We start from the raw sequence: 20,193 nt of genomic DNA, 5'->3' as shown, positions 1-20,193 counted from the left end.
GTCATCGGCTCGCGATCGTGTCGATGGCGCTCTTCCAGACCGGCATCTGTGCTTCGGCGGACAGCTCGCGCGCCGCGTCCGCGGCCGCCGCCTTGAATCCGTCGACCCGCTCCGGGGTGAGGGCATCGAGCGCACGTGCCACGGCATCGGCCGAGAAGTCATCTGAGACGACACCGAGCCCGTGTCGCGTCAGAGTCGCAGCCATCTCCGGCGACGGTCCGATCACGAGCCCGAGCCGCGCCTGCACGTATTCGAAGAACTTGTTCGGCATCGCATACGCGTTGTTGTAGTTCGTGGGCGCGAGGATGTGGATGCCGACGTCGTAGCCGGCGAGGGTGTCGATCAACGAGTCGAAAGGTACCGGGTCATGCATCCGGACCCCCGGCACCCGTGCTGCCGCCGCCCGGAGCTCTTCCAGATACGCCGGATCGTTGGGCGGGAGATACAGGTCGAGCGTGACATCGGCGGAGGTGCGCTCCATCGCCTCGATCAGGGTACCGAGTCCGCGGTTGCGCAGCGCGGCACCGGCGTGGACGACGCGGATCGGCGACGTTGTCGGGTGAGGTGCCCGTTCGGAATAGGCAGGCGCGTTCATCACGAGCTTCGTGTCGAAGGCGAACTCGAGGCGATACCGATCGGCGATGGCTCGACCGACGGTCGTGGTGGACGCGGCTTTCGAGACGAACTTCCGCAGCTGCCAGCGCAGGAACGGGGCGACGAAGAGCCGGAAGGTCAACTTCTCCGTGTGCAACGTGGGCGCGTACTCGTGCAGATCGACGTGGAAGCCCTTGGTCGGCGCGAGGCCGGCGGCCACACCGGCGGACTCCACCTCGTTGGCGAGGATCACGTCGAATCGATGGCCGGCGAGATGGTCGCGCGCCCACGCCAGGGCACGGTTTCCCCAGTACGCGCGGCGGTACTGCCGGGCGATCATCGCCGCGCGGGGATAACGCCAGACCGCGAGCTCTTCCGGAACCTCGAAATGCTCGCTGCTGCCCTCGGGTTTCGGGCCGTAACCGCAGGTGACGATCTCCCAGTCGTCTCGGAACAGCTCGATCTGTCGCCGCACTCGCGGGTCCGACTCGATTCGGGAGAACGAGAGGACGAGCAGCTTCATCTTTGTCCCTTCCTGTCCAGCGCCGTCTCGTAGACGGCATCGAAGGCGGCACGGCGCGCGTCGTCCGAGAAACGGAGCTCTGCACTGCGGCGGATCTCATCGCGGTCTCGATCCAGAACGTCTTCGACGGCGGCCGCCCAGTCCATCGCGTCCGTCGTACCGACGAGTGCCCCGTCCTCGGCGCGGACGAACTCGGTGTGGCCACCTTCATCGCCGACGACGACGGGGAGTCCATGACGGAGCGCTTCTGCGATCGCCACTCCGAAGGTCTCCCCCTCGGTGGGGAGGAGGAAGACGCGAGCCGAGCCGAGCAGGACCGAGATGTCGGCGGGAGCGACGTTGCCCCGCAGCTCCACCCTGTCTCGTACCCCCAATTCGGAGGCCCGCGCGAGCACACGATCACGCTCGGGGCCGTCGCCGGCCCAGATGAGGCGGGGTTCCAGGCCCCTTCCCACCAGCGCCGCGACGGTTTCGACGGCGAGCACGGGGCGCTTGCGGCCGATGAGTCCGCCGACGCCCACCATCACCAGGTCGGCGGTGTCGCGTGGCGGCTCCACCGGCGCTGACACGGCGTTTGGCACGACGACCGTCGGACCCGTGCGTGTGCGACGGACGGCGCTGGCGAGCTGCTCACTGACAGCGATCACCACGGCCGGATACTCGAGCAGTCGCGCCATCCAGCCCCCGACCACGCGCACCGGGAGAGGCGCGGTGCGCGGGCTGAGCAGGCCGGACCAGTGCTCCGTGTGCACCCACGGGACGGACAGTCTTCGAGGGACGGCGGGCAACGCGGAGATGGCATGACTGTGCACGATGTCGACGCCCGCGGCACGTTCTCGGATGGCTCGACGCGCGCGACGGATCCCCCGGAGCGACGCCGCGGCGTACGGGATGCGTTCGACGCCCGCGCCGTCGAGCGGCCGGTCGGTCGACGTGCTCAGATGCAGCACCGACACCTCGTGCGATCGTCGGAGAGTCTCGACGTCGCGTTGCACGAAGACGCCGGTCTGCGGGTTCTCGACGGTGGGGTACCACGGGGTGACGATGAGGATCCGCATCTCAGCTTCTCTCGCGCCCGGCGATCGCATCGAGGTTGCGCCGCCAGACCTGGACCTGCTCCTGCGCGCCCAACGCGTGGGCGCTGGCATGCGCACGCTCCTTGTACCCGCGAACGTCTTCGACGGTCAGCGCATCGATCGTTCGCGTGAGGTCGGCCGCGTCGAAACCGTCGGCGACTGCGCCGAATCCGTACTGCTCGACGTACTCGCGCATCTCGGGTGAGGGACCGATCAGGACGCCGAGACGCGCCTGCACATAGTCGAAGAGCTTGTTCGGCAGGGCCCAGGTGTTGTTGAAGTTCGTCGGCGGAAGCAGATGGATGCCGATGTCGTAGGCGTTGATCGTGCGGATCAGGTCTGCATACGGCACGGGGTCGAGGATCCTCACCCGCGTGCTCCCGGCCGTGAGGGCGCGCAACTCCTCGAGGTAGTCCGGGTGGTTGGGAGTCAGATACAGATCCAGCGTCGCGTCCACGCGGGACGCTTCGACCGCCTGGATCATCTCGTCGAGGTTGCGATTGCGCAGACACGCTCCGCTGTGCACCAGGCGCAACGGCCCCGCGACCGGCGTCGGAGTCAGGTCCGCGAAGGGGGCGGCGTTCGTGACGAGCTCCGGACGGAAGCCAAACTCCTTCTCGTACTCACGGATCAGGCCGTTGCTCACGGTCGTCCAGCTCACGGCCTTCGACACGTAGGTCCGGCAGATCCACTCGTGGTACGGCTTGATGCGCCGAGCCCACGCCGCATGCTCCTCGTTCAGACGCGGGGTGTACTCGTGGAGGTCGGCATGGATGCCGAGACGTGGCCGGAGCCACTGCGCGACGCCGACCGCTTCGGGTTCGTTCGCGAGGATGATGTCGTACTCGCCGCGGGGCAGGTGCTCGCGGACCCACTTCACCGCCGAGATCCGCCAGTAGACGGCACGGTAGGCATGGAGAGTGATCAGACGCCCGTTGTAGTCCTGATAGTCGGCAGACCGCGGCACCTCCCAGTGGGCGGCCACCCCCTCGGGCGCAGGGCCGTAGCCCACGGTGGTCAACTCGAAGTCGTCTCGGAAGGCCACCACCTGCTTGAGCACTCGCGCATCCGAGACGATCGGCGAGAACGAGATCAGCAGCAGGCGCGGCTTAGTCATCCGACGCGTCCTTCGTCAGACCGGCCAGAGCGGCCTGGTGGGCGAACTCCGGCTCCTGCGCGATGACCTCGGCGAAGGTGCCGCGAGCGCGGACCTCTCCTTCCCGGAGGAACCACACCTGGTCGGAGTGCCGGATCGTCGACAGTCGGTGCGCGACCGAGATCACGGTGATCTCTGCGCCGAGCGCATCGATAGAGGCCGTCACCGCGGCTTCCGTACGCGTGTCGAGCGCGCTGGTCGCCTCATCGAGGACGAGGACGAGCGGCTCCGCGTAGAGGGCGCGGGCGATCCCGAGACGCTGGCGCTGGCCACCCGAGAGCTGCAGTCCTCGATCGCCCACGCGTCCGTGGATCCCGTCCGCTCTGGCTTCGACGACGTCGAGCAGCTGCGCCTTGCGCAGCGCTTCGCGGACGCGGGTCTCATCGAAGTCGTCGGTCCAGGTCAGAGCGACGTTCTGTGCGATCGTGGCGTCGAAGAGCGCCACGTCCTGCGGCACGTATCCCACGCGTCCGCGCCACGCGGCCATCACGTCCGTGAGGTCCTGGTCCCCCAGCGACATGTGTCCTGCTGTCGGGGTCAGGAGTCCGAGGAGCAGATCGACGAGCGTCGACTTCCCGGCCCCGGATGCCCCGACGATCCCGACTCTGGTGCCGAACGGGATCGATCCGGTCACACCGGCCAGGGCCGGGCGAGGCGCGTTGGGGAAGGTGAACCCCACACCGTGGAAGCTCAGCTCTGTCGGAGTGCCGACGATGGGGTCGTGACCGATGTGCTCGGAGTTGTCGCGATAGCGCCGCGACGACTCGATGTCGCGGAGCACGGCCTCCACATGAGGGATGTTCGCGGTCATCATCGAGACGAGCGACTGGAACCCGGTCAGCGAGGGCACGAGACGGAACCCGGCGACGCCGAAGAGGGCGATGGCCGAGACGGCGGCTTCGAATCCCGAGAAGAGCATCGCGGCGCCGCCCACGAGCAGGAAGCCGCCGACGATTCCCGCGTCGAGGACGAAGCGCGGCACCGAGGAGAGGAAGTTCAGATTCGCGCGTGCCTTTGCCGACACGCTGCGGTCCGCCTGCACGACGCGAGCGACCTCGTCGGACTTGTTGCGCAGCGTGATCTCCTTGAGGGCGGACACCATGTCCGTCATCAGCGCGGCCACCCGGAACGAGTAGTCGCGGTTCACCCGCCCGGCTGTCACGGTGCGGCGCGAGAGCACCACGTACAGCAGCAGGGCGATGAGTCCGAGATAGCACACGGTCACGAGCGCTGTCAGCGGCTGCATGATGACGATGACCACCACCACGAGAAGCGACGTCGTGAGCAGAGCGGGCAGACTCATGAACGGCAGCAGGAAGCCCGACGTGACGTTGGCGATCCCGACATCCGCGAGGCGGACGAGATGCGTCGTGTTCCGCTGGAGCCTGTCGATCCACGGCGCGTGGATGTAGCTCTGGAAGAGCTGGTCGCCGATCTCGAGCTCGAAACTGGCGAGCCGTCTGGTCGCGAACCACTGCATGATCAGCGACGCCGTCGACTTGAGGATGATGAGTCCGGAGACGAACACGATGATCCAGATGTAACCGTCGGGTCCGATGGCCCCGACCACCGGCAGCTGAACCGGCGACCCGGCGAGCATCGACGACAGGGAAACGGCCAGGATCATGAGCGCTGCGACATCCAGCGCGGCGAGCAGCGCAGAGAGCAGCACGAAGGTGTTGATGTAGCGACGGGCCGACTCTGGGAGATTCGGCATGATGTCGCGATAGGTGGAGAAGATCGCTTTCATAGGACTTCCTCGCTCCAGGGAGCGGTCACGCCGAGGAAACCGGCGAGAGCGAGCGCTGAGCGCCGCCCGTCATGGACTCGGCGCACGAACGCGGGACCTTGTTCTGCGAGCGTGCGGAAGCGGTCGGGATCCGCGCAGATCTCACGCAGCACGTCTTCGAGCGTCTCGGGGTTCGCGAAGACGCACGGCGGTACCGCGCCGGCCGCCTCCGCCTCGCTGACCGCGAGGTCGGTGAGGTAGGTCACGACGACGCGTCCGGCCGCCATGGCCTCGACGGCGGCGACGCCGTAGTTCCCCATGCGCAGCGCATCGATGACGATGTCCGCCGAGCGGTACAGATCAGGCATCTCGTCCGCCGGCACCGAGTGCGCCTCCCGGTACTCGATCAGTCCTTCGGCCTCGAGACGTGCGGCAGCTTCGCGCACGGCCGCCGTGCCCTTGACGATTCCGCTGCTGGGCACGTGCATCACGACCGGCTTCGCGCCGGTCAACGGAGGTTCGGTGCTCGCCCAGCGATCCGGATCCACCACGACGGGGAGCCAGTGAGCGGGCGGCAGGTGTCGCGCGAGGGTGGCCGTCGAATAGAACGTCGGGAGGGCCAGCGACGTCGCGAGGGCGCTGCGGACCTGAGCGCTCTGCTCCAGCAGGGGCGTCTGGTCCCATTCGTCTCCGTGGAACGGCGAGTAGGGGTTGTCGGAGCGATGGACGCTCGGAACCCGCACGTCCGTGCCGTGGGCGATGAGCCCCACCTGCAGGCCCGCATCCTTCATCGCGGCGACCTCCCGGCGGACGTCGCCGTCGAAGAGCTCCCCGAAGATCGGGCGGACGGCTTCCACGAGCACGTGGGAGAAGCCGTGCACGACGGCGTCGAACTGCGCACGCTGCCACCGCCGACTCTTCAGGAACACGGCCGTGGGCAGGGCGTAGTCGGCGGGGAAACCGAAGTCGCCGGTCGGGTTGCGATACTGCATGTTCACCGCCCCCACACCCGGGAGGAGCTCGGCGGCTCGTGCCCAGCGATACGCCTGCCCCGCGAAGTTCACCGGTGCGATGTACAGCCGGACGTCCCCGACGGGCGCGACCACCGGTGCGGGAACCTCGGAGGCGTCGAAGCCGTAGCGAGAACCGGCGATGCGGAGCCGGACCCCCTCCGGTAGCGCGTCGAAGATGCGGCCGGCGCTTCGACGAACGAAGGAGCCGCTCATCGTGCCACCGGATCGGAAGGCGTCTGGCCCCGCAGCATGGTCCGCCGACTCACAGCCTCACGGAGTCGCCGTCGCGCGCCGACTCGAGTGCGGCCTCGACGACCACCAGCGTGCGAAGGCCCTGCTCCATGGTGACCACGTCGGTCTGCTGACCGAGGACCGCGTCGCGGAATGCCTCGTGCTCGACGCGAAGCGGCTCGCGCTTCGCGAAGGCGAAACGCGTGACGTCACCCTCGGAGACGCCCCGGAACGAGGAGACGGACTCCCACTCGAGCGGGATCGTCCCGTTCGCGTAGAAGGTCAGATCACCGGTGGAGGTGTCGGCGAGGAACGCGCCCTTCTCCCCCGTGACGACCGTCAGCCGCTCCTTCATCGGGCTGAGCCAGTTCACGATGTTGTTGACGATGACGCCCGACGATGTGCGTCCCGTGATGGTGATCATGTCCTCATGCTCGCGCCCGCTCTTGAACGCCGTCTGCGCGAAGACGCGCTCGTAATCGCTCTGCACGACCCACGCCGTCAAGTCGACGTCGTGCGATGCGAGATCCTTCGCGACGCCGACATCGGCGATGCGCGAAGGGAACGGCCCCTGCCGGCGTGTGACGACCTGATACACGGCTCCGAGTTCGCCGGCTTCGATCCGGCGCCGCATTTCCTGGACAGCGGGGTTGAAACGCTCTATGTGACCGACGGCCCCGACGAGACCGGCCGACGCGAATGCATCGACCATGCGCTGACCGGCGTCGACACTGTGCGCGATCGGCTTCTCCACCAGCGTGTGCACACCCGCGGCGGCGAGTTTCAGTGCTGCGTCCTCATGGAACCGCGTCGGGACCGCGACCACCGCGATGTCGATGCCCGTGGCGATCAGGGACTCGATGTCGGGGAGGATCTGCAGATCACCGGCGACCCCGTGCGGGTCACCCCCGGGATCGGCGATCGCCACCAATTCAACGCCGTCGATCTCGCGCAGGACGCGGGCGTGATGACGCCCCATCATCCCCACGCCGAGCAGGCCAGCGCGCAGTGTCATCACGCACCCGCCTTCGCGAGCGCGTTCACGGCGGCGACGATGCGTTCGAGGTCGTCCTGGGTCAGGGACGGGTGGACCGGCAGAGAGGCCACTTCCCGGGCGGCACGTTCGGTCTCCGGGAGGTCGAGGCCCGGAGCGAAGTGGGTCAGCGAAGGCAGGCGGTGATTCGGGATCGGGTAGTAGACCCCGGCGCCGACGTTGTACTCGCTCTTGAGCGCCGCGACGAAACCGTCGCGGTCCTCGGGAACGCGGATCGTGTACTGGTGGTAGACGTGCACGGCACCGTCTGCGACCGGCGGAACCACGACGCCCTCGAGGTTGGCGTCGAGGAACGCGGCGTTGGACTGCCGGGTCTTCGTCCAGGCATCGACCTTGGTGAGCTGCACACGTCCGATCGCGGCGTGGATGTCCGTCATGCGGGCGTTGAAGCCGATGACCTCGTTCTCGTACTGACGCTCCATGCCCTGGTTGCGCAGAAGCTTGACCCGGCGGGCGATCTCGTCGGTCGCCGTGGTGACCATGCCGCCCTCGCCGCTGGTCATGTTCTTCGTCGGGTAGAGGCTGAACATCGCGAACTCGCCGAACGACCCCACCGGTCGCCCGTCGAGTGAGGCGCCGTGAGCCTGAGCCGCATCCTCGTAGAGTGCGATCCCGCGCTCGGCAGCCAGTGCCTCTAGCTCCCGCATGCGCGCGGGGTGGCCGTACAGGTGCACGGGCAGGATGCCCTTGGTCTTCGGCGTGATCGCGGCCGCGACCGCCTCGGGGTCGAGCGAGAACGTCTCGGGCTCGATGTCGACGAACACCGGTGTACCGCCGGTGAGAGCGACCGAGTTCCCCGTCGCCGCGAACGTGAACGACGGCACGATGACCTCGTCGCCGGCGCCGACGCCAGCCGCCAGCAGGCCGAGGTGCAGGCCCGCGGTACCGGAGTTCACCGCTACGGATGGACGCCCGGGCACGAAGTGCGCCGAGAACTCCTGCTCGAACGCGGCGACCTCGGGTCCCTGAGCGACCATGCCGCTGCGCAGGACTCGGTCGACTGCCTCACGCTCGTCGTCGCCGATGATGGGCTTCGCGGGGGGAATGAACTCGCTCACACGGTCTCCTTGCTCAATGTGCCTTCAGATTCGATGTATGTGTCACCGGTGCTCGGGCAGACCCAGACGTCTGCGGCGTCGCCGGGTTCGAGCGGGATACCCGCTTCGCCCACCCATCCGATTCGCTTCGCCGGCACGCCGACCACGAGGGCGTGCGCCGGGACATCCTTGACGACTACCGCACCGGCGGCGACGGTCGCCCACGCGCCGATCGTGACCGGAGCCACGCAGGTCGCTCGGGCGCCGATGGATGCGCCCTTCTCGATGGTCACGCCGACCGGCTCCCAGTCGTGCGCGCTCTTGATCGATCCATCGGGGTTGATCGCCCGCGGGTAGGTGTCGTTGGTGAGCACCACGGCGGGTCCGATGAACACGCCGTCTCCGAGCTTCGCCGGCTCGTAGACGAGGGCGTAGTTCTGCACCTTGCAGTTGTCGCCCATCTCGACGCCCGTGCCGATGTATGCGCCGCGTCCGACGATGCAGTTCTCCCCCATCCGGACACCCTCTCGCACCTGCGCGAGGTGCCAGACGGCGGAACCGTCGCCGATGACGGCGTCAGGGGACACATCTGCGGAATCGACGATCCGCACGCGAGGGGTTTCAGTCACGGGGGCTCCTAGCACGCCGCCGAGAACTGGCAGCACTGAACGAGATTCTACTTGGCGCTGCGTCGCGAACCTCGACGCGCGCCGCGAACGACCTCCGCGGCCCGAGCACCGACCGTGCGCAACGACGCGTTGTCGACGGCCCAGGCCACGCGCGCCGGCCTCGCCCGCTCGGTGCTCCCGTCCGCCCACTCGGCGATCAGCCCCCGCATCGCGGAGGCGACGTCATGCGCGTCGAAACCGACCGCTTCCCCGAGTCCTCCCGAACGCACGACCTCTCCGCCGGTCTCCGCGCCGGCGAAGAGGACGGGCGTGCCGACCGCTGCGGCCGCATACGTCTTGGTCGGTCGCGCGAAGTCGTAGCCGATGCCGGGGACGATGCTCACGAGCGCTGCCACCGCGCCCCGGAGCCATGAGGCGGACTCCGCGGGTCCGACGAGACCGCCGAAATGCACGCGGCCGGGCGCGATCTTCTCTGCGAGCACCTTGAGTTCGGGCTCCACGGACCCCTGCCCGAAGAACCTGATGTGGACGTCGACCTCGGAGAGTTCCGCCAGCGCGCGGATGAACACCTCGGGCTGCTGCCACTCCGACATGGTTCCCGTGTAGACGAAATACGGGACGTCCACCGACGGAGCCGGCACGTCGGGAGAGAAGACGTCGGTGTCGATCCCGTTGCCGACGCTGATCACGCGCTCGGGATGGCCGCCGATCTCCGCCAGTCGCTCCGCGACCTCCGGCGACACGGCGACGGCAGATGCCGCTCGTCGCAGGACGAAGCTCTCGACGGCGCGCATGACCGCGATCACCGGTCGAGGAGCTTCCATGGACGCGACGGCGTCGGTCCAGACGTCGCCGGGGTAGTACACCAGGACACGCCCGGTGAGCAGCGAGACGAGCGCGGCGACGAGACCGGTCGTGGGCGGTGCCTCCGCGACGATCACGTCTGCGCGGCGAAACAGCAGCCGGAAGAACAACGGGATGTCGAAGGAGAGGTACTGCACGTAACCGCGGATGGCACCGGTGCGATCACGAAGGACCGGGGCACGCCGAACGGTCGCGCCGGGCGCATCGGTGATCGTCATCCCGCGGGGCGGCTTCGTGGTGAGCACGACGACGTCGGAGTCGGGTGCTAGCGCCCGGACGAGTGCGTCCATCCGGAAGCTGGCGGCTGTGACTTCCGGCGTGTACAGCCGCGTCGCGACGACGACTCGTCTTCTCCTCGGCATCCTGCCCCTGTAGCTCGGTTGATGAAGGTCCGTTCGGACACCTGACACAATAGAACCATGTCCTCGAGCGTCCCCGCGCCTCCCTCCCCCGACCGCAGCGCCTGGGTCGTCATCCCCCTCTACAACGAGGCGAGCGTGATCGGCGGCGTGGTGGAGAGCCTGAAGCCGTTCTTCGCGCACATCGTCTGCGTCGACGACGGCTCTCGAGACGGATCCGCGCAGGAGGCCGTGAAGGCGGGGGCCATCCTCGTGCAGCATCCGGTGAACCTGGGACAGGGGGCGGCGCTGCAGACCGGATTCGACTTCGCGCTGGCGCACCCCGAGTGCGAGTACATCGTCACCTTCGACGCCGACGGCCAGCACCGCATCGAGGATGCGATCGGGATGCTGCAGCTCGCACGCGACGAAGATGTCGCCATCGTCTTCGGATCTCGATTCCTCGACGACCGCACGAATCCGGGCTGGATCAAGAAGGTGATCCTCAAGACGGCCGTGTGGGTCACCAACCTCACCACGAGCCTCAAGCTCACCGACGCCCACAACGGCCTCCGCGTCATCCGTCGCGATGCCGCAGCCGCGATCGACCTCCGTCAGGATCGGATGGCACACGCCACCGAGATCGTGCTGGAACTCGGGCGCACCCACCTCTCGTGGAAGGAGTATCCGGTGGAGCTCCTGTACACGGACTATTCGAAGGCGAAGGGCCAGAGCGTGCTCAACTCCGTCAACATCCTCGTCGACCTGGTGGTGAGGTAGACCATGTGGATCCAGATTCTCCTGATCTCCGCGATCGTGGTGCTCGCCGTGTTCATGATGCGCCGGACCGGCGCAGACAGTCACTTGGCGATCCGTCGACTGCTCATGGGACTGTTCGTGATCGCCGCGGTGCTCTCGGTACTCTTCCCGCAATGGTTGAGCTGGCTCGCGCAGCTCGTCGGCGTCGGTCGCGGCACCGACCTGGTGCTCTACGCGCTGATCGTGATGTTCCTGGCGTTCGTGTACTCGCAGTACCGCCGCAACGTCGCGCTACAGCGGCAGCTCACCCTGCTCGCCCGCAAGATCGCCCTGCTCGAGGCGTCAGAGAACGAGAAGCACCCTACTCACAACCCGTGACCTCGTAGAGGACGGCATCACCGACGCGGTCCACCTCCGTGAGGATCGAGGCACCGTCGAGGCCGTGCAGGCCGTCGAAGGTCGTGTAGTGGTTCTCGAACAGCACGCGGTCGCCGAAGTCGAGGGCGTGTGTGACGCCGAGTCTCTCGATCGCGTCGCATACGGCGGGTCCGCCCTCCACCAGATACCGAGCGAGGGTCGACGCATCGTCGCCGTATCGCCCGGTCACATGGGGGAAGACCACGTCGTGCCCGGTGAATGCGAACAAGAGACCGGCTCCGGTCAGCGGGTCGCCGATCACGACGGCGTCGTCGGGCAGCTCATCCTCGAGCTCATCGAACAGCGCCGCCTCGTCCGGTGACAGACCCTGCGACTCCTCGCTGAACTGGAAGCTCACGCTGCGCATGTAGCCCACGTCGTTACGAAGCCCGACGAGGTGGGTCGCCGCGGCGACGGCGCCCACGGCGATGACCGCGACGACGAGGCCCTTGCGCCCTGCGCGCCACCAGCCACGGATCCACTCGACGACGACGGACGCACCCAGCGCGGCGAGGGGCAGACCCCAGATCGCGATGAGGGCGCCGACGCGGGTCGTGTCGTCGTACCAGACACCGACGAATGCACTGCGGATCCACTCGACCGGGAACCAGGTCGCCATCAGGAAGAAGAAGATGCTCACAGCGTACGAGCCGAGGATCCACCACGTCCGGTCCTTGACCACGCGCCAGATGCCGATCGCCGCCAGCGGGCCGAGCAGGAGGCCCGTCGACCTCCCGACCGGACTGAGGAATGCGACCTCGCCGAGAGCCTGCCCCAGCGAGGAGGTCGGAAGCCACTCGTGTGTCGTCACGTTGGCGACGATCCAGACCGCGGCGAGTGCTGCCGCCCCCAGCAGCACCGCGAGCGCGACGACGATCCGGGTCGTGGTTCCACCCGTGCGCGCCATGCGCCATGCCAACCAGAGGAAGTAGGGCACGAGCAGCACCACCGCGCCGAGGAGTGCGGAGGGGTGCGCAAGGGCGACGGCACCCGCAGCGGCGAGCGCGACGAGGATACGCAGCGTCCTCCCGGGCCATGACAGCGCCGGCGCGAAGGCGATCAGCACGACCGCCAGGAAGATCGGGATCAGCGCGGTGCCGAGGAGGTTGGGATAGAGGACGCCCCAGTTGAGGAAGCCGAGCGGGAAGACGCTGAAGCCCAGGCCCACGAGTGGGGCCCACGTGGTGGCGGCCGGGCGGCCCGGGAAGGCCACAGCGGCCAGGCAGGCGAGGGCGACGGGCCACACCAGCGCGATCACCGCGACGGTGGTGACGTTGGTCGCCGCGACGATGCTGCCCGCGGCCGGCACGACGAGACTGACCAGCGCGTGCCAGAGAGTGGGATAGAACGACGATGCGGCGCCGGGCACCACCATCGTCATGTGCAGCGGGGAGGCGTCACCCGTCTCGGCGATGAACTCCACGGCGTTCAGGTGGAAGAGGCCGTCGTAGAGCTGGGTGGGGTTGCCGGGGGCACCGATGCCGAACGCGACGATAGCGATCCACGCGACACCGGCCGCGGCCAGCGCGATCCATGCGGCCCTCCCCGCGCGGGGTGCGGCGTCGACCGCGCGACGGTCGAAGAAGCGGAGCGCGGCGGCGGCGATCCAGATGACGACGGCGACGAGGGCGACGGGAATCAGTCCCCAACGCATCCCCAGCAACGGCGCGAAGAGAGAGGCAGCGGCGATCACGCCGAGGGAGACGGCGATCGCCACTCCGAGACGCACGATTCCCTGCACGCCGCGAAGGCAGAGCGCGACAGGCAGTCCCGGGACGATCAGAAGGGCGGCCGCGACGAGCAGCGCAGGGATCTGGCCGATCCAGTCGCTCACGCGTCCACCAGGGCGATGGCGCCCTCGACCTCACCGTCGTAGACGACCTCGCCCTTGTTGATCACGATGCCGCGGGTGCAGAGTTCGCGGACCATCTCCATGTCGTGGCTGACGACCACGAGGGTCTTGCCCGCGGCGATGAGCTCTTCGAACTTGAGTCGGCACTTCTCCCGGAACGGCGCATCGCCGACGGAGAGGATCTCGTCGACGAGGAGCACGTCGAGCTCGACGTGGATTGCGACCGAGAAGGCCAGCCGCATGAACATCCCGGAGGAGTAGTGCTTGACCTCCTGGTCGATGAACTGCTCGATCTCGCTGAACGCCACGATCTCGTCGTAGCGCGCCTCGATCTCGTGGCGCTTCATCCCGAGGATCGCGGCGTTGAGGAAGACGTTCTCGCGCCCGGAGAGTTCGGGGTGGAAGCCGGCGCCGACCTCGATGAGACCGGCGACCCGACCGCGGGTCAGCACCTGACCCTCATCGGGCTCCATGACTCCGGACACCAGCTTGAGAAGAGTGGACTTGCCCGATCCGTTGAGCCCGAGGATGGCGACGGACTCCCCCTCGCCGATGACGAGGTCCACCCCTTTCAGCGCTTCGAACTGACTGGTGAGCTTCTGCCGCTTGATCCAGGCGACGACGGTGTCCTTGAGGGAGAAGGCGTGGTTGAGCGTGAACCGCTTGCGCACGTCGTCGATGATGATGCTCGGCCTGATCGCCGTCTGTTCACTCATAGGTCCTGTGCGAACTTTCCCTCGAGGCGGCGGAAGACGAACTGCCCGAGCAGCAGGGTGGCGACGGCGATGAGGAACGTCCACAGCGTGTTCCAGCCCAGGTTCGGCGGGAGCGCCACGAGTTCCGTACCCGCGTATCCCGCGGCCGAGACCATGCCCTCGGTCGCCGGACGCCAGAAGGCGTAGTGGAAGAGCTCCACGCCCTGCGTGATCGGATTGAGCAGGTACAGCTCCACGAGCCAGGACGGCCAGTGCAGCCGGTCGACGACCGCCTCTTGCACCATGGTCCACGCGTACAGCACGGGCGACGCCCACGTGGCGAGCAGCAGCATCAGCTCCACGATGTTCTCGGCATCGCGGAAGCGCACGTTGACGGCGCCGAAGAAGAGCCCGAGGCCGAGGCTGAACACCATGACGATGATCATTCCCGCGAGCACGGCGAGGATGCTCAGCACCGAGATGTGCGCGATCCATCCCATCAGGAGGCAGACCACCAGCAGCAGCCCGACCTGCGGGAGGAAGTGCACGAAGGCGACGATGACGGCCGAGACGGCGAACAGCTGGCGAGGAAGGAACACCTTGCGCACCAGCGGGGCGTTGCCGACGATCGAGGTGGTGGCGTTCTTGAATCCCTCCGAGAACAGGTTGATCACCACGATCCCCGAGAACAGGTAGACCGCGTAGTTCGGGATCCCGTGGTCGAGCTTCATGAAGATGCCGAGGACCACCCAGAACACGAGGAACTGCGCCGCGGGTCGCACGTAGGACCAGGTCCATCCGAGCACCGAGTTGCGGTACCGCGTCGTGACGCCCGTGCGGACGAGAAGGTTCAGCAGATAGCGCCACCGCACCACGTCGATGAGCCCATGGCTTTTGCCGGGGATGTCGAAGTCGGCTCGCGGGATGATGGCGTAAGGATCGGGTTTGATCGTCACAGGTGTTCCATCCGGGAAAGGAGCAGCCTTCATACTAGCCGGGGCATGCTGAGGATCTGCGCTGCCCACGCGCAGACGATCTCAGCATCGACGCAGCTGGCCGATGCCCTCCGCGGAGAGCACTCCCGTCCCTCCGACCAGAGTGACGGTCGTCGCTCCCCTGGTGCGCAGGAACTCCGCCGCCTGCGGGAACATGCAGGTGCTCTGGGACAGCACGAGCGGAACCCCGAGCCTGCCCGCGAGCGCCGATCCGGTGAGGGCATCCGGGAACCCGTCGCCGGTGGCGACGAGCACACGCAGTGCCGTCGAGGGGAAGTACGCGTTGTTCACGGCGATGTTGGTCAGGTAGCGATCCGTGCCGGAGAGACGGTTCATCTTGAACCCCTGGCCTTGCAGCTGGGCGACCACGGAATCCTTGACCACGCCGGCACCGCCGACGACCGTGATGTTCGTGGCCCCGATCTTGCGGAGCGTCGCGATCGTCGCGGCATCGGCACTGTTGGCGAGTCCGTCCACGAGCAGCACCGGGATGCGTCCTGCGCCACCGGCGGCAGCCGCGCTGAGGGCATCCGGGAAGTCGGCACCGGTCGCCAGGAGCACGTTCGCACTCGCGCCGGAGCTCTCGACGATGGCGCGCGAGGTCGAGTATCGGTCGGCGCCGCTGATCCGCTCGATCTTGGCAGCCGGGACCGCCGCCTTCGTCTGCGCCGCCACGGCGTCCGAGATCACGCCCACTCCGCCGACGAGGACCACCCGGGTCGGCGCCAGCCTCTTGAGCTCCGCCGCGACGTTCGCCGGGACCGCTCCGGGGGTCGTCAGCAGGAGCGATGCCTGCGCCTTGCTCGCTGCCGCCACCGCCGACAGCGCGTCGGGGAAGTCGAGGCTCGTCGCGAGGAAGACCGTTCTGGTCCCGGTCGGCCATGCGGCGCGGGAGGCTTCGACCGCGGTCTGCTCTCGGCTGTTCCCGGAGATCCGATCGACCTTCACCGTCGTCGCGGTGTAGGCGGCGGACTGTGCCGTCGCATCGACGTAGCCGGCACGCTTCGCCGTCAGCTTGACCTCGAGCTTCGTGCCGCTGTCGGCGACTGTCAGGTTGTACGACCGCCCCGTGGCACCGGGGATCGCCGTCCCGTTGCGGAACCACTGGTAGACGGTCGTGGTGGGCGCGGGCGTGAACACACCCGTCGCCGTGAGGGTCTGACCGGGGATCACGTAGCCGTTGACGAGCGGCTTGCCCGCTGTGAAGGTCAGCGTCCGCGTCGGGCCGAACCAGTCGGTGAAGTAGTTGTAGAAGTTGCGGTTGCCGTAGGCCGAGCAGCCGTCACCCTCGCCGTAGCCGGCTCGCAGGGCAGCCGCGTTGGGCTGGTACGGCGTGTAGTAGTAGAGAGCCGACGTCGCCTTGTTCGCGACGTACACCGGCGCGGAGCCGCAGGACGCCTTGGGGTTGTAGAGGATGTTCCACGTCTTCCCCGGCGCATACCACTGGAACCACTTGCCTTCCATGTAGATCTGCATCTGGCGGGCCGCGCCGTAGATCTGGTGGAAGAAGCCGATGAAGTTCGGGTCGCACGGCGCGGTGTCCGGGCATCCCTGCCCGAGCGCGATCCGATAGCGCCAGGCGCTCGGCCACGTGTGGGTGATCAGTCCCTGCTCCTTCTGGAGCATCACGATCAGCACTTGCGGGTTGATGTTGCAGGCCTGCGCGACGCGATAGATGATGCGTGCGGCCGACTCGTTCGCGGCTCCCTTGTATCCGGAGCAATAGGCGTCTGCGGGACGGGTGACCGTGGTCATCTTGAAGTCCTTGAGGCAGACGATCGGCTCGTTGTTCTCGTCGCGACCACCCAGGCAGCGCGCAACCTTGCCGTTGAAGAACGTCTGGATCTGCGCCTCGGTCATCGTGCTCTTGTTGGTGAAGACCGCGTCGCTGATGAGGTTGCCGGGCGTGAAGCCGGTGAGGCTGCTCTTCGCGATACCCGTGTCGACGGGGGCGGCGGATGCGCTGGCAGCTGTCGCCACGGGCGACGCGACCGTCGCCTGAGCAGCGGCGGCGGGAACGACCGTTCCGAGAACAAGGGCGGAGACAGCGAGGAAACAGGTGAGGAGTGGGGCGGTCCTCAGGGTGTTTCGCGAGCGTGGGGCACGTCGAGACATGTGACCAGTGTGACGGAAGTTGCAGGATGATGCCACTGTTGCACCCTTTTGGCCACAACACCCCGGCGTGTCGCACCGATGTGCAGGTGGCTCCCAGCACTCAGAGGTCGGCGTGCAAACCCCAGAGCCGTTCCGCCGAACTCGCCCAGGAGAAGGCCCGGGAGCGATCCGCAGCCAGGACGCGCAACCGCTTCGCCGCCGCTTCCGTCGCCTCTGCCACGGCATCCGCGATCTCATCGGCGGCGACCAGCATGCCGCCGTCGGCGATCACGTCCCGATGCGATCCGCTGTCGACCGCGACGACAGGGATTCCGAGAGCCATCGCCTCGACCGCTCGCCACGGCCAGCCGGCGGACCCACCGGTTGCGGCGAACACCGACGCCCCCGCCAGCACCGCCGCGCGGTCCGCGGTATCCAGGGCACCTCTGATGTGCGCACGGCGCTCGGGGAGCCCTGCGGCCGAGGCGAGCTCGGCGTAACGGGGCTCCGCGCCCTCGGCAACCCCCACGACGACCGCATCGACTCCCGCTGCGACGGCGCCGCGGAAACCCTCCTGCAGATCTGCCGCACACCCCGCCAACACCACGTACTGCGCGGGCAACGACAATGCCGCGCGGCGCTCGGCGGCGTCAGACGGCACCGCGAACCCGTGCGGCGGAGCGCCCGCTACCACGCGGACCCGATCGCCGAGGCGGGCGAGTTCCGACAATCGCTCGGCGACCGCATGCGAGGGAACGACCACGGCGTCGGCGTGCTTCACCGCACGTCGCAGCATCCCACGCTGCCAGCCGACGACAGTCTTGGGCAGTTCCTCCGGCGCATCCCACGCACGCAGGTCCCACAGCGTGACCGTGGTCTGGTCGTTGTCGTGCACGCGGTCATGACGCACGAGCGGGGCCATCAGCGTCGGCGAGTGGATCATTCCCCCTCCGACGCCCGGGGCGATACCCAGCTGCCAGGAGGCGGCCAGCTCGCGACGCCCGAGCGCGAGAGTGCGCACCTCGCCGACGCCGGCGATCGGCACCTCCGCCCCGGCAGGCACGATGGCGTCGACCGCGCACCCCGAGGGTGCCGTGGCGATCAGGCCGCGCGCGAGATCGACGGCCGCGGAGGCCTGGTCGGGGTCGACGACATGCACGAGCTGATCCAGAACAACACGCAGCCGAGCACCCATGTGATCAGGCTATCCTCGCCGCACCGCTCCCCCGTGGAGCGCACCGACCGCGCCGCGCGAATGTCAGCGTTCCCACAGTTTTCCCCACCGCCGCCCCAGCGGTTCGTGCTTGAATGCTCGGGTGAGCGATGGTCGTCTTCCCGTCCGGCGCCGATGGATCGGGTGGACCGTCGGCGTTCTGCTGGCGATACTGCTCATCGCGATCGGCTGGGTGGCGATCCGCGGGATCGGCGCGGTCAACGATCTTCAGCAGGTGGCCAAGGGCGCCACGCAGCTGAAGGCTTCGATCGCCGCGGGGGATCTCGACGAGGCGGAGCGGATCTCGGGGAGCATCGCGCGCAACGCGGCATCTGCGGACGACCTCACCTCCGATATCGTCTGGCAGGCCTTCGGCGCCGTGCCGTGGCTGGGACCCAACTTCCGCGCGGTGAGCGAGATGGCGGAGATAGCGCACGACGTCTCGACGGACGCGCTCACCCCATTGCTCGACGTGGCCGGCGGACTCGATCTGGCGGGCCTGGGCGTCACAGGTGGCACGATCGACCTCGCCCCCTTCGCCGAGATCCAGGAGCCGCTCGAGACGGCGAGCACTGCGCTCTCCGCTGCCGAACTGCAGGCCAAGCGGATCGACGCGGACGCGACGCTCCCGCCCCTCGCCGATGCCGTCGGCGAGTTGCGATCCGCGGTCACCGGAGCAGCGACAGCGGTCGGAGCCCTGCACGGCGCCTCCGTGCTGCTGCCGACGATGCTCGGTGGCGAAGGCCCGCGCAATTACGTGCTGGCCATGCAGAACAACGCCGAGTTGCGATCCTCCGGCGGGATCATCGGGTCCATCGCTCTCCTCCACGCCGAGAATGGCACGATCACGTTGCAGAGGCAGGCGTCGACTCGGGACTTCCCGCCTCTGGACACCGCTCTGCCGCTCAGCGATTCCACGATCGCCCTGTTCGAGGACCGCCCCGGACGCTACCTCCAGAACATCACCGCCATCCCGGACTTCGCCGAAGCGGGCGAGATCATCGCGGCGCGGTGGACGGGTCGCTTCGGCGGCACCGTCGACGGCGTCATCGCCGTGGACGCCGTCGTCGCGGAGCACCTCATGAAAGCCACCGGAGATCTCTCGTTCGGCCCCTTCACGGCCACAGCGGATACCGTGACCGACATCCTGCTGTCGCAGATCTACGCCGCCGTCCCCGACCCCGCCGCGCAGGACGCGATCTTCGCCCAGGCAGCGGGCGGCCTCTTCAGCGCCGCGCTGTCCGGCGGCGATCCCCGGGCTCTCATCGGCGCGCTGGCGACATCGGCAGACGAGGGTCGGATCCGCATCTGGAGCGCACATCCGGAGGAGGAGGCCGTGCTCGCCGCCTCCGAACTGGGCGGAACGATCCCCACGGACAGCGACGACGCGACCTACGTCGGCGTGCTGATGAATGACACCACCGGCGGGAAGATGGACTACTACACCCGGGCATCCATCGTGACTTCGATCGGCACGTGCCAGGGCTCCCCGACCACGCAGGTGCGCATCACGTGGACGAGCACGGCCCCGGCGGACGCCGCCACGTCGCTGCCCGCCTATGTCACGGCCGACGGCTTCTACGGCGTCCCCGCCGGCACGGTGCGCACGCTGATCGCGGTCTACGGACCGGAGGGCGCGACACCCGCTCATGTCGACCGGGACGGCAAGAAAGAGGGCGTGCAGACAGCCATGCTCGGCGACCGCTCCGTGGTGCAGCACGAGGTGTCCCTCGCGCCCGGCGAATCGACGACGATCACGATCGAGTTCGAGGGCACCGGTGCCGGCGCGCGTTTCACCGAGGTGCGGCACACGCCGCTCATCGAGGCTCCGGACATCACGCGAGAACCACTCAGCTGCGCGTCGTGACATTCTGGGCTCGATAGGGTAGTGTCGACTCACTGGGGAATATCTGGAGTCTGCAAT

Annotated in this window: 17 protein-coding genes; 3 read left to right on the top strand and 14 right to left on the bottom strand. The window is 67.9% G+C overall.

Going from position 1 to position 20,193, the window contains the following annotated elements; translation table 11 throughout:
• Window position 1: 1 nt before the first annotated feature.
• The 9 genes from ACFC14_RS12095 to ACFC14_RS12055 are packed head-to-tail and all read right to left on the bottom strand — an operon-like array spanning window position 2 to window position 10,196.
• Window positions 2-1,117: a glycosyltransferase family 1 protein gene (locus ACFC14_RS12095; RefSeq protein ID WP_376104675.1), complete on the bottom strand. Its 1,116-nt coding sequence runs from the start codon at window positions 1,115-1,117 to the stop codon at window positions 2-4.
• Complete coding sequence (locus tag ACFC14_RS12090; protein WP_376104672.1) at window positions 1,114-2,175, bottom strand: glycosyltransferase family 4 protein; 1,062 nt, start codon at window positions 2,173-2,175, stop codon at window positions 1,114-1,116. Before ACFC14_RS12090 ends, ACFC14_RS12095 begins: the two co-directional genes overlap by 4 nt.
• Before the next feature lies 1 nt (window position 2,176).
• Window positions 2,177-3,310 (bottom strand): glycosyltransferase family 1 protein, encoded by a 1,134-nt coding sequence (locus tag ACFC14_RS12085; RefSeq protein ID WP_376104669.1) that lies wholly within the window; start codon window positions 3,308-3,310, stop codon window positions 2,177-2,179.
• Complete coding sequence (locus ACFC14_RS12080) at window positions 3,303-5,099, bottom strand: ABC transporter ATP-binding protein (protein WP_376104666.1); 1,797 nt, start codon at window positions 5,097-5,099, stop codon at window positions 3,303-3,305. The genes ACFC14_RS12085 and ACFC14_RS12080 overlap by 8 nt, the downstream gene beginning before the upstream one ends.
• Entirely contained in the window at window positions 5,096-6,304 is a 1,209-nt protein-coding gene (locus ACFC14_RS12075) for a glycosyltransferase (protein ID WP_376104663.1), read from the bottom strand. The genes ACFC14_RS12080 and ACFC14_RS12075 overlap by 4 nt, the downstream gene beginning before the upstream one ends.
• A gap of 49 nt (window positions 6,305-6,353) precedes the next feature.
• Window positions 6,354-7,340: a Gfo/Idh/MocA family oxidoreductase gene (locus ACFC14_RS12070; protein ID WP_376104660.1), complete on the bottom strand. Its 987-nt coding sequence runs from the start codon at window positions 7,338-7,340 to the stop codon at window positions 6,354-6,356.
• Complete coding sequence (locus tag ACFC14_RS12065) at window positions 7,337-8,434, bottom strand: DegT/DnrJ/EryC1/StrS family aminotransferase (protein WP_376104658.1); 1,098 nt, start codon at window positions 8,432-8,434, stop codon at window positions 7,337-7,339. The genes ACFC14_RS12070 and ACFC14_RS12065 overlap by 4 nt, the downstream gene beginning before the upstream one ends.
• Window positions 8,431-9,042 (bottom strand): DapH/DapD/GlmU-related protein, encoded by a 612-nt coding sequence (locus tag ACFC14_RS12060; protein WP_376104655.1) that lies wholly within the window; start codon window positions 9,040-9,042, stop codon window positions 8,431-8,433. Before ACFC14_RS12060 ends, ACFC14_RS12065 begins: the two co-directional genes overlap by 4 nt.
• Before the next feature lie 47 nt (window positions 9,043-9,089).
• Complete coding sequence (locus ACFC14_RS12055; protein WP_376104652.1) at window positions 9,090-10,196, bottom strand: glycosyltransferase; 1,107 nt, start codon at window positions 10,194-10,196, stop codon at window positions 9,090-9,092.
• Window positions 10,197-10,325: 129 nt separating this feature from the next.
• On the opposite strand from ACFC14_RS12055, the gene ACFC14_RS12050 reads away from it, so the two are divergent.
• Together ACFC14_RS12050 and ACFC14_RS12045 are read left to right on the top strand one after the other, a co-directional pair.
• Window positions 10,326-11,024 (top strand): glycosyltransferase family 2 protein, encoded by a 699-nt coding sequence (locus ACFC14_RS12050; RefSeq protein WP_376104650.1) that lies wholly within the window; start codon window positions 10,326-10,328, stop codon window positions 11,022-11,024.
• A 3-nt stretch (window positions 11,025-11,027) separates the two neighbouring features.
• Window positions 11,028-11,381 (top strand): DUF2304 domain-containing protein, encoded by a 354-nt coding sequence (locus ACFC14_RS12045; protein ID WP_376104647.1) that lies wholly within the window; start codon window positions 11,028-11,030, stop codon window positions 11,379-11,381.
• On the opposite strand, the gene ACFC14_RS12040 is transcribed toward ACFC14_RS12045, so the two are convergent.
• The 5 genes from ACFC14_RS12040 to ACFC14_RS12020 form a co-directional block, all read right to left on the bottom strand.
• Window positions 11,365-13,254, bottom strand: coding sequence for a DUF6541 family protein (locus tag ACFC14_RS12040; RefSeq protein ID WP_376104644.1), 1,890 nt, complete (start codon window positions 13,252-13,254; stop codon window positions 11,365-11,367). The two genes, ACFC14_RS12045 and ACFC14_RS12040, sit on opposite strands and share 17 nt — an antisense overlap.
• A complete protein-coding gene (locus ACFC14_RS12035; RefSeq protein ID WP_372467203.1) occupies window positions 13,251-13,988 on the bottom strand; it encodes an ABC transporter ATP-binding protein in 738 nt (245 codons plus the stop codon). The genes ACFC14_RS12040 and ACFC14_RS12035 overlap by 4 nt, the downstream gene beginning before the upstream one ends.
• Window positions 13,985-14,923, bottom strand: coding sequence for an ABC transporter permease (locus tag ACFC14_RS12030; protein WP_376104640.1), 939 nt, complete (start codon window positions 14,921-14,923; stop codon window positions 13,985-13,987). Before ACFC14_RS12030 ends, ACFC14_RS12035 begins: the two co-directional genes overlap by 4 nt.
• A gap of 81 nt (window positions 14,924-15,004) precedes the next feature.
• Window positions 15,005-17,077, bottom strand: a complete 2,073-nt coding sequence (locus ACFC14_RS12025) for a cell wall-binding repeat-containing protein (protein ID WP_376104637.1) — start codon at window positions 17,075-17,077, stop codon at window positions 15,005-15,007.
• A 100-nt stretch (window positions 17,078-17,177) separates the two neighbouring features.
• Window positions 17,178-18,251 (bottom strand): glycosyltransferase, encoded by a 1,074-nt coding sequence (locus ACFC14_RS12020; RefSeq protein ID WP_376104634.1) that lies wholly within the window; start codon window positions 18,249-18,251, stop codon window positions 17,178-17,180.
• Between the two features lie 121 nt (window positions 18,252-18,372).
• On the opposite strand from ACFC14_RS12020, the gene ACFC14_RS12015 reads away from it, so the two are divergent.
• Window positions 18,373-20,136 (top strand): DUF4012 domain-containing protein, encoded by a 1,764-nt coding sequence (locus tag ACFC14_RS12015; protein ID WP_376104631.1) that lies wholly within the window; start codon window positions 18,373-18,375, stop codon window positions 20,134-20,136.
• Window positions 20,137-20,193: the final 57 nt, after the last annotated feature.

Origin of the sequence: Microbacterium sp. NPDC055988, from assembly GCF_042269505.1 — a bacterium.
GTDB lineage: Bacteria > Actinomycetota > Actinomycetes > Actinomycetales > Microbacteriaceae > Microbacterium.
Note: the sequence above shows the minus strand (reverse complement) of the source record. Positions and strands in the feature narration are given on the sequence as shown.